The 9,426-nt window shown below is 65.1% G+C and carries 8 protein-coding genes; 4 read left to right on the forward strand and 4 right to left on the reverse strand.

Features of this window, described 5'->3' with window-relative positions; genetic code table 11:
- The 3 genes from MJD61_20170 to MJD61_20180 all read right to left on the reverse strand — a co-directional run.
- Nucleotides 1-761 (reverse strand): sigma 54-interacting transcriptional regulator (locus MJD61_20170; GenBank protein MCG8557579.1); only part of this gene is annotated, 761 nt, incomplete at its 3' end.
- 223 nt (nt 762-984) lie between these two features.
- Nucleotides 985-1,737 carry an OmpA family protein gene (locus MJD61_20175; GenBank protein MCG8557580.1) on the reverse strand — a complete coding sequence of 251 codons (753 nt, stop codon included), beginning with the start codon at nt 1,735-1,737 and terminating at the stop codon, nt 985-987.
- The gene (locus MJD61_20180) at nt 1,737-2,501 is read right to left on the reverse strand and encodes a MotA/TolQ/ExbB proton channel family protein (protein MCG8557581.1); all 765 of its coding nucleotides are present in this window, start codon (nt 2,499-2,501) and stop codon (nt 1,737-1,739) included. Before MJD61_20180 ends, MJD61_20175 begins: the two co-directional genes overlap by 1 nt.
- A 404-nt stretch (nt 2,502-2,905) precedes the next feature.
- Here MJD61_20180 and MJD61_20185 point away from each other — a divergent pair, with 404 nt between their 5' ends.
- The 3 genes from MJD61_20185 to MJD61_20195 all read left to right on the forward strand — a co-directional run bounded on the left by MJD61_20185 (nt 2,906) and on the right by MJD61_20195 (nt 7,245).
- Nucleotides 2,906-3,886 (forward strand): MoxR family ATPase, encoded by a 981-nt coding sequence (locus tag MJD61_20185; protein MCG8557582.1) that lies wholly within the window; start codon nt 2,906-2,908, stop codon nt 3,884-3,886.
- Between the two features lie 159 nt (nt 3,887-4,045).
- Complete coding sequence (locus MJD61_20190; GenBank protein ID MCG8557583.1) at nt 4,046-5,050, forward strand: DUF58 domain-containing protein; 1,005 nt, start codon at nt 4,046-4,048, stop codon at nt 5,048-5,050.
- A gap of 11 nt (nt 5,051-5,061) precedes the next feature.
- Nucleotides 5,062-7,245, forward strand: coding sequence for a DUF3488 and transglutaminase-like domain-containing protein (locus tag MJD61_20195; GenBank protein MCG8557584.1), 2,184 nt, complete (start codon nt 5,062-5,064; stop codon nt 7,243-7,245).
- A gap of 54 nt (nt 7,246-7,299) precedes the next feature.
- Here the strand turns inward: MJD61_20195 and MJD61_20200 are convergent, their stop codons facing one another.
- Complete coding sequence (locus MJD61_20200; protein ID MCG8557585.1) at nt 7,300-8,802, reverse strand: serine/threonine protein kinase; 1,503 nt, start codon at nt 8,800-8,802, stop codon at nt 7,300-7,302.
- 217 nt (nt 8,803-9,019) lie between these two features.
- Between MJD61_20200 and MJD61_20205 the strand changes: the two genes are divergently transcribed.
- The coding region (locus tag MJD61_20205) for a ribulose-phosphate 3-epimerase (protein MCG8557586.1) at nt 9,020-9,426 on the forward strand (407 nt) is incomplete at its 3' end.

Genomic DNA, 9,426 nt, shown 5'->3' on the forward strand with positions numbered 1-9,426 from the left:
AATGGCAGCTCGCCGATCTCGTCGAGAAAGATGGTCCCCCCGTCGGCCTGCAAAAACCGGCCGGTGCGCGCCTGGGTTGCGCCGGTGAAGGCCCCCTTGACGTGTCCAAACAGCTCGCTTTCGAGCAGATTCTCCGGTATGGCCGCACAGTTGACGGTTACGAAGGGCTTTGCATGGCGATTGCTGCCCCGATGAAGGGCGCGTGCGACGAGCTCCTTTCCGGTGCCTGTTTCGCCGGTGACGAGTACGGTGCAATCGGTGTCGGCGACGCTTGCCAGCAGATCGAAGGTTTCCGTCAAACTGGGATGCTGGCCGAGCACGCCGGGAGCGAACTGCCGCCTCCACAGCTGCGTCTCGGCGGGTGGTCGAAGCGAGTCGCGTGTCTTGCTCCGAGCTCGCTCGCGCTGGGCACGAAGTAGGGCCTCCTCCAGCGCTTCAAGCGAAAAAGGCTTGAGCAGGAAGTCGATAGCACCACGTCGCACGGCGGTGATTGCGTGGTCGATGTTGTTGTCCCCAGTCATGAGGATGACCTTGGGGCAGCCCCCTGCCTTGGGCGCCCGCTGCACGAGCTCGAAGCCGAGACCATCCGGTAGGGCGATGTCAGCCAGGACCAGGAAGAGGTCGCTCTCGCGCTGCATCAGCTCGAGGGCTTCTCCTTTGCTGCGCGCCTCGAGCACGCGATGGCCACGCCGGGACAAGAAGCGGCCCAGGGTGCTTCGAAGTGTGGCCTCGTCCTCCACGACAAGAATGGCGTTGCTCAAGCTGTGTCTCCGATGGGCTGCAGTGCCGGTTTCCATCCGCCGCTAGCTGCGGCTCCGGGGAAAAACGGTGACCGTGGGCTCTGACTTTAGGACCTGCGACACAATAAGCTGCGCCGATCGCAGAGATCCTTACACCAGGGCATCGTATGCACGCCTCTTTTTGTTGCAAAAACAAGCACTTCGCGTGCGGTCGCCGCTCGCGCCCGAGATGGTGTGCTTGCGCCTACAGTATGGTCTTCTTGGGTGAAATCGGGCGCGGACCGGCGCGCAGAAAAACGAACTCCACACGCCGGTTGCGCGCGCGGTTTTCGGGCGAATTGTTCGGTGCGATCGGTTTGATGTGGGCCAGGCCCACTGCCTGAAGCCGGTCGGATCGCATGCCGGTTCTGTCTATCAGGTAGCGCACCACGCTGGCGGCTCGCGCTGTCGAAAGCTCCCAGTTGGAGGGAAACTTCGCGCTGCGGATAGGGGAATCATCGGTGTGCCCTTCGATCGACAGGGGACCCTGCATTTCCCCGGCGATTTCGCTGATCGCGTTCAGGACGCTGTAGGCGGCTTCTCGCAGCCGGCCGGATCCGAGACCAAAAAGGACCATGTCGTCCAGACGCAGCGTAATACCTCGGTCACCCTTGAAAACGCTGACCTTGTCTTCGAGGCCCATGCGCTTGAGCTTCCTTCTGAGACTTTGAATAACGGACCCCTCGGAATCGACCACGGTGATGCGTCGGTTCGACTCCTTTTGCGAAAGCTCGATGATGGATGTGGATCGTGTTTCGAAGTTTCCGCGGGTCTCGAACTGGACACCGAATGCCTCCTTCACGGAACCCAGCGCGGTTTGGAAATTCTGGATATCCATAGTCGCGAAGGAGAGCAGCAGGACGAAAAAGGTCAGCAGCAGCGTGGCCAAATCGCTGAAGGTGGCCATCCAGGCCGGCGCGCCCGTCTCGCCATCAGCGCCCTGCTCTTCGTCTTGCATCAGGCAGCTTGTTCCGCTTGCGATCGGTTGGCCGGGGACAGGCGTGCCTCGAGCTTGTCTTTGATGATGCCGGCATTCTGGCCCTTGACGATCGACTCCACACCTTCGATCACCAGCGTCATGTTCTGCACTTCTTCTATGGTGCGACGTTCCAGCTTCTCGGCGATCGGGTTGAACACCAGAAAGGCGCAGATGGCTCCGTACATCGTGGTTAGCAGTGCGACGGCCATGGCCGGGCCGATGCTGGAGGGGTCGTCCAATGCCTGCAGCATCTGCACCAGGCCGATCAAGGTGCCGATCATGCCCATGGACGGCGCGGTCGATCCCATGAACTTGAAGAGTTTCTGACCACGGCCGTGCCGGGCCTTCATCGATACCAGCTCCGCAGCCAGGGTCTCGCGGATTTCTTCCTGCGGGATGCCGTCGACAGCCATGCGCACGCCTTTTGCGAGAAAGGGGTCGCCTACCTGCTGGTTCTCCAGAGCCAGTACACCCTCCCGGCGAGCGATGTTCGAGAGCTTCAGGATCGTCTCGATGGTGTCGGTTATGTCCGAGGATTTATTGAAGAAGGCATTGCGTGCGACCTTGAAGGCGCCGACCACGCGGTCCAGGTTTTCTGCCATCAGTGTGGCTGCGATGGTGCCGCCCACCACGATCAACAGGCTGGGCGGGTCGATGAAAGCGGCGAGACTGCCACCGAGCAAGATCGAGCCGACAATCAGGCCGAAACCGGCGACGATACCTATGAGAGTGGCTATATCCACGTGCAACCTCGCGCAAAGACGCCGCCTTCGACAAAGCGCTCGATCTAGCTACGGCGGCCTGAGCCAAGACCGAAGCCCCCCTCGCACTGCCAACCACACGAGCGCAGCTGTAATGCTCGACCCGGTGAGCCCGTGAGGCGCAGCTCCAATCCTGGATCTCGCGCGCCACACTCGCGGCCTTTAGGTATCGAACGGAAGTTTCACGTTGGAACCCGCCGCGCAACGACCAGTGCGGATCGCAGAGGACCGGGCGTCGCTGGCAAGGCGCGACGGCGCAGAATACTGCGGGTTTTTCGAGGAGGAGCAACACAGCCAGCGGCGTTTGGGGCCTGCGAGGTGGGCAGGTTATGGAGTGGCGGTTCCTTGGCACTCGCCGCGGTAGGTAGTGCCCGGCCAGCGTCAGCATGATAAATTCCGAGCTGATGGAAGCGACGCTGCCGACGCCTGCTGCTTCTACAGAAATCGCCGCGCGTCTGGTGGATAGCGTCGCCGGCGTCCTTCAGGGCAAGCGCAGCGCAGTCGAGCTAGCAGTGACCTGCATTCTAGGCCGAGGGCATCTCTTGCTGGAGGATGTTCCCGGTGTAGGCAAGACCAGCCTCGCACGTGCGCTTGCCTGTAGCCTGGGACTGACTTTCCGCCGCATCCAGTTCACCTCGGATCTGATGCCGGCCGACCTGCTCGGTGGTAGCGTCTACGACGCGCAGACGGCGAGCTTCTCGTTTCGCAAGGGTCCTGTGTTTACCCATGTGCTGCTTGCGGATGAGATCAACCGCACCTCGCCCAAAACGCAAAGCGCGCTGCTCGAGGCTATGGGCGAGCGTCGTGTTTCTCTCGATGGCGTGACGCATACCTTGGAAGATCCCTTCTTTGTGGTGGCTACCCAGAATCCCGCTGAGTTCTTTGGCACCTATCCACTGCCGGAGTCGCAGCTCGACCGCTTCCTGATGCGGGTGCGTCTCGGCTATCCGCCGCCCGAGGTGGAACGCGGTCTCATCGCACGGCGGCGAGCCGGCGATCCCCTGGACCAGCTGCGCGCGGTCGTGAACCGCGCCGAGCTGCTTGCGGCCCAGCAGGCGGTCGACCGGGTGCGCGTGACGGAAGAGCTCGTGCAGTACCTGCATGCACTGATCCTTGCCACGCGAAACACGCCGATGCTGGACATGGGGGCATCTACCCGAGCTGCGCTGGCGCTGGATCGCTGCGTGCGGGCCTTTGCGATCGTGCAAGGGCGCTCCTACGCGACCCCTGATGATGTCAAGACCCTGGCCGTGCCGGTGCTGGCACACCGGGTGCGTCCTTCGGGCAGCCGCGACGGCGTGGACGCGCGCGTCGACGCCGAACGCATCGTAGTCGATCAACTGACCTCGTTGAGCGTGCCTGTCTAAGGACCCGCCGCACAATAACCTGCCCACTTCGCAGGCCCCAAACGCCGCTGGCTGTGTTGCTCCTCCTCGAAATACCCGCAGTATTCCGCGTCGTCGCGCCTTGCCAGCGACGCCCGGTCCCCTGCGATCTGCACGGGTTGTCGTGTGGCGGGTCCTAACGTGAAACCATGGCGGCGCCATCTGCGTGTCACTCGCGAGGGCAAGTGGTTCATTCTCGTGACGCTCGGAGTCGGAGTAGCAGCCTTCAACACAGGCAACAACCTGCTTTATCTGGTGCTGGGATTCATGTTGAGCCTGATCGTGCTCAGCGGCATTCTCAGCGAGCTCGTGCTGCGGCGCGTGCGGGTGCAACGCCGTCTACCAGGGCGGTGGTTCGCACAAGCCACGCGCCCGGTCGAGCTGGTCGTTCACAACGACAAGGCTCGCACGCCAAGTCTGTCGCTTCAGGTCGAGGAGATGGCTGAAGGCACGGCCGCTCCGAGCTGCTACGTCCTGAAGGTGGCGCCCAAATCCATGCAGGCTGCGAGCTACCGGCTGACTCCAACGAGGCGAGGTCCGCTGCGGTTCATTGGCTTGCGGGTGGCTACGCGCTATCCTTTCGGCATCTTCGAGAAGCGGCGCTTCGTCGAGCTTCGTGACGAAGCGCTCATCTATCCAGCCCTGCTGCCAGGCAGCTGCAGATCCGAAGCCGCGCACCGCGCCGGGGCCCAGGTACCGCTCGGTACCGTGGGTAGTGGCCAGGAGCTCGCCGGGCTGCGCGCCTACCGTGCGGAAGATGAGGCGCGTGCAATTCACTGGAAGCGTTCCGCTGCGCTGGGTGAGATCGTCGTGCGCGAGCGCGAGCAGGAAGCTGCCCGGCAGGTGATCCTGTCTGTCAACAACCTGCGACCGGCAGGGGCATCCGATACCTGGTCCGAGGGCTTCGAGCGCACGATCTCGGAAGTCGCCGGCCTGGCGGTAGCCCTGTTGCGCCGCGGCACCGCCGTGCAGATCGCTGCAGCCAGCACGTGTTCAGCGGTCGTGCTGCCGGGCGCGGCCCCCGACCCGTTGTTCAGGTTCTTGGCGCTGCTGCAACCCGAATGCGCGTCGCGACCCGAGCAGCAGCCTGAGCCGGCGCCGCCGGATGCGGCAGAGCAGCTTGCGCAGGCGGGGCTCGGGCGTTGAGCTTCGCGGCGTTGCACAAGTCGGTTACCTACTTGATTTCAGGTTTGGGCCTGCTTGGGCTCGGCCTGGGCGCGGAGCTTGCGTTGCCGGCCAAGCTGGCGATCGCGCTCGGTTGGGGTGCCAGCTTGTTTGCCGAAGGGCGCGTGCTCGGGTCGCGACGCTACGCAGCCTGGTGGACCGGAGCCGTGGCGCTGTTTCTCGTCGTTCAGCTCGGCCGCGCCATGCTGACGCAACCCACCTTGGCGCTTGCGATCGAGTTCGCTGCAGCCGTGCAGGTTTCGAGGCTCTGCAACCGGCGCAGCGCGGCGGATTATCAACAGATCGCCGTCCTGGCGTTCCTGCATCTGGTAGCGGCTACTGTGCTGTCCACCGACGTAGCCTACGCGCTCGTCTTCGTCGCCTTCGTGGTCGCTACCCCTTGGATGTTGACGCTGACCCACCTGCGCCGCGAGATCGAGCACCAGTACCTGCGCGAGCCTGACGCGAGCGCTTGCGGCCCGGACACGATGGCGCGCGTGCTCGCCTCGCGAAACTTGGTCGGCCCGGGCCTGCTGCTGGGGACCGCGCTCTTGGCGCTGCCTCTGTTCGTGCTCACCGCGACCATCTTCCTGGCGGTGCCGCGTGTGGGCAGAGGCTTTGTCGGTCTGGGCGATTCGAGCGGTCGCCGGGTGGCCGGCTTCGGCGACCAGGTGGAGCTGGGAGGCTTCGGTGTGATCCGGGACGACCCCAGCGTCGTGCTGCGAGTCATGCCCGAATCCGGTATCGCGCACAAGGCGGCGCGGCTCGACTTGCGTCTGCGGGGCACGTCGTTTGATCACTACGACGGGTGGCGCTGGACGCGTTCCGTCGATGCGCCCCTGCCCCTGCGGGTGGTGTCAGGCCACTACGTCTTGCGCCGCTGGCCGCAGCCGAAACGGGATCTCGCGCTTCGCATCAATGTGGTTCGACTCGAAACCCCCGTGGTCTTCTTGCCGCAGGGCACGGTGGCTGTATCGCTGCCCTCGCGCTCCGATCCGGCCAGGATGCGCCAGCGACTGACGCTAGCCTCGGGACTGCACGTCCGCTACCTCGACAGTGGAATCCGCCTGACCTACACGGCTCACGTCGCGCCCGGCCACGAACCGAGATACGATGCAGAGCTCTCGGCGAAAGACCGCTCGCGCTACTTGCAGCTGCCCCCCCAGCACGAACCCGTGCTCGAGCTGGCCCGTCGCTGGACCCGCGGGACGCCGGACCCCCTGGGCAAGGCGCGCAGCATCCAGGATAGACTGCGGCGCTCGAACGAGTTCGAGTACTCGCTCAACCAGCCACGGCTGGCGGGCCAAAACCCACTCGGAGCATTTCTGTTTCATGCCAAACGCGGCCATTGTGAGTACTTCTCGACCGCCATGGCGATCATGCTGCGCGGCGTGGGCGTACCTGCGCGCAACGTGACGGGATTCGTGGGAGGCCGCTACAATCCCTACGGCGACTACTACGCTTTGCGCCAGGGCGACGCACACAGCTGGGTGGAGGCCTTCATCCCGGGGCAGGGCTGGATGACGTTCGATCCCACGCCGGTTGCGGCCACGCTGGCTGGACCGCCTGACAACCTCTGGTCCAGCATGCACGCGTTCCTTGACGCAGCCCAAATGAGCTGGGCGCAGAGCGTGGTCGGCTACGACCTGCGGACCCAGCTCGGGTTGCTGACCGAGGTGTCGCGCCTCATGCGCTCGCTGCGCCGCGCAAGGCACGTCGCGACCAACAGCTCGCGCGAGCCCATGTCCGAGCGCGGCTCGACCCGATCCGCCGCTGCCTGGCTGTTCTGGGGCCTCGGGCTTGCCGTGGTGGGGGGGGTATGCTGGCTCTTTGGGCGCCGCCTTGGCCGGCGCACAGGCTCCTACGCACCGGGCTCACGCGACCGTGACATACGACAAGCCGTGACCCTCTACCGTGACCTGGAGCGTGCGCTGGCTCGCCGCGGCCATCCTCGTCGCCTCCATATCACCCCCTCCGAGCATATCGCCGCGCTGGCTGGCCAGCGCTTCTCGGGGCTCGAAGCCGCCCGCGAGGTCACCGACCGCTACCTCCGAACCCGCTTCGGCGGCGAGCCCCTGCCTGCCCGCGAGGCCCGGCGGCTGCGCGAGCTGGTAGCTTGCGTGCGCGCTCGGCGGGAGCCGAACCTTCCTGGGACCCAAGGGCCCGTCCAAGAATAGCTCGATCGGCTGCGGCCGGTCTCGACCAGCTATTCCGGGACGGGCCCTGGAGCGCTACTTCGTGAACAGCTCGCCGAAAAGGACGATCGCGGCGCCCGTGATGAGCACGATGGCTGCGAGCAGCCCCACGCGCAGGTAGCTGCCGCCACCTTGCGCAGCAGGTGTCATCTGGCTTGAGGGCGCCGACCGGGTCTGGGGGGCGGCGCTGGCATCGGGTGTCTCAACCGCAGCAGAACCGCCAGGCCCGAGGGCGATCTCGGCCGAGGCAGGTTCCGCCGCTCCCACCGCTCGGAGGTCGCTCCGCTCGGTTTGCTTGGAGCTGGGCGCTGCGGATGGCTCGCCCGGCGGCTCCGGAGGCTGTGGGAGCCAGGGTGGGTCCGGTGCCGCAGGTGCTGCAACGGGCTTCGGCAGGGGCGGAGGACCGAACTCGAGTCCGGATTCCCGCCATTCGGGCGCTGTTTCGCCCTGCTTCGGTTCGGGAACATCACCGAACAGCTGGGCGAAATCCATATCCGAAAACCACTCGGCTGGGTTTTCCAGGCGCTGCTCGCCGTGACGTGCTTCGGATGCGGGCACCGGCGCAGGCGCCGCCGCGGCCTGGGCGTCCGAGGTCTCGTCGAGCGAGTGGAAGCGGCCCAGCTCCTCCTGGATGAGCCGGTCGATCACCGAAGCGTCCCGTGGTCCCCGGCTCCCGCCGCTGGCAATAGCGGCATTGACCAGGCGGGCGAGGTCGTAGGAGGTGACCTTCAGCTGGCGGGTGAATAGGTAGCCGGCCAAAGCGTCGCCCAGCTCGCGCGCGTTCTGAAAGCGGCTGTTCGGATCGCGGGCGAGTACCCTTCGTAGCAATTCCTCGAAATCGGCAGTGACGCTCGGGTTGAGCGGGCGCAGGCGCGGAATGTTGGCTCGCTGCACCAGCTTGATGGTCTGATAGTCGCTCTCACCCAGAAACAGCCGGCGGCCTGCCAGCATCTCCCACAGTACCACCCCCAGGCTGAACAGGTCGGCGCGGGCGTCGACTTCCTCACCATGGGCCGCTTCGGGCGCCAAGTAGCTGAACTTGCCCTTCACGACGCCCGGGTCGGTGCGCTCGAGCTGGGTGCTCGCCTTGGCCAGCCCGAAATCGGCGACTTTGACCTCCCCGCGCCGGGTGAGCATGATGTTGGGTGGAGAGATGTCTCGGTGCACGATGCCCAGCAGCTGGCCGTTCTCGTCGCACAGCTCGTGTGCGTAGCTCAGCGCCCTGCAAACCTCCATGGCGATGTAGGCGGCCTCCTTGAGTGGGAAATAGCCGGAGCGTTGGCGGATGGCGTCGGTCAGTTTCGTCAGGTTCGCCCCGTCCACGTACTCCATGACGAGAAAATACGTATCGTCCGACGCTCCCACGTCGAAGACGCCGACGATGTTGGCGTGGGTCAGGCGCGCCGACAAGCGGGCCTCATCCAAGAACATGCGCATGAACTTGCGATTCTGCGCCAGGTGCGGCAGCACCCGCTTGATGGCCACGCGCTTCTTGAAGCCCTCGACGCTCTTCACCTCGCCGAGGAACACTTCAGCCATCCCGCCCGCTTCAAGGCGTCGGATGACTTGGTATTTCTGATCTGGCATGCGCTGGGAAGGTGGCGGCCGCCCACGCCCGCAGCCACTGGGCGAACGCGTACGATTGTGTAGAGCGTGGTGTCGGCCGTCAAGCGAACGGCAGGGACGGCTGCGCAGGGTCGCGCTTGAGCCGCCATGGACGTTGACAGCGAGGCGACACGCGGTTCACCTTCCCCGCATGGCGGTTACAGGCACCGGCGTCAAGGTCGCACCCTCCGTGCTCAGCGCCGATTTCGGCAGGCTCGCCGAGGAGATCCAGGCCGTAGAGGCGGCCGGGGCCGATTGGATCCACGTGGATGTGATGGACGGCCGCTTCGTGCCCAACCTGACCATAGGTCCACCGGTCGTGCGCGCGCTACGGCGCTGCACCGCCCTGCCGCTCGATGTCCACCTCATGATCGTCGAGCCCGAGCGCTGTGTGCAGGAGTTCGCCGATGCGGGTGCGGACATCATCACCGTGCACCAGGAAGCCAGCGTGCACCTGCATCGCACCTTGCGGGCGATTAGGGCTGCGGGGAAGAAGGCCGGCGTCTCACTCAACCCGGCCACCTCGGAGGACAGCATCCGCTACGTCCTGGACGACGC

The organism is Pseudomonadota bacterium (genome assembly GCA_022361155.1).
In the GTDB taxonomy this organism is placed as follows: domain Bacteria; phylum Myxococcota_A; class Polyangia; order Polyangiales; family JAKSBK01; genus JAKSBK01.

Excerpts from the sequence above, each read along its gene's own strand:
- MJD61_20175 (MCG8557580.1), bottom strand. The coding sequence starts at position 1,737 with ATGCAAGACGAAGAGCAGGGCGCTGATGGCGAGACGGGCGCGCCGGCC.
- MJD61_20185 (MCG8557582.1), top strand. The coding sequence starts at position 2,906 with ATGATAAATTCCGAGCTGATGGAAGCGACGCTGCCGACGCCTGCTGCT.
- MJD61_20200 (MCG8557585.1), bottom strand. The coding sequence starts at position 8,802 with ATGGCTGAAGTGTTCCTCGGCGAGGTGAAGAGCGTCGAGGGCTTCAAG.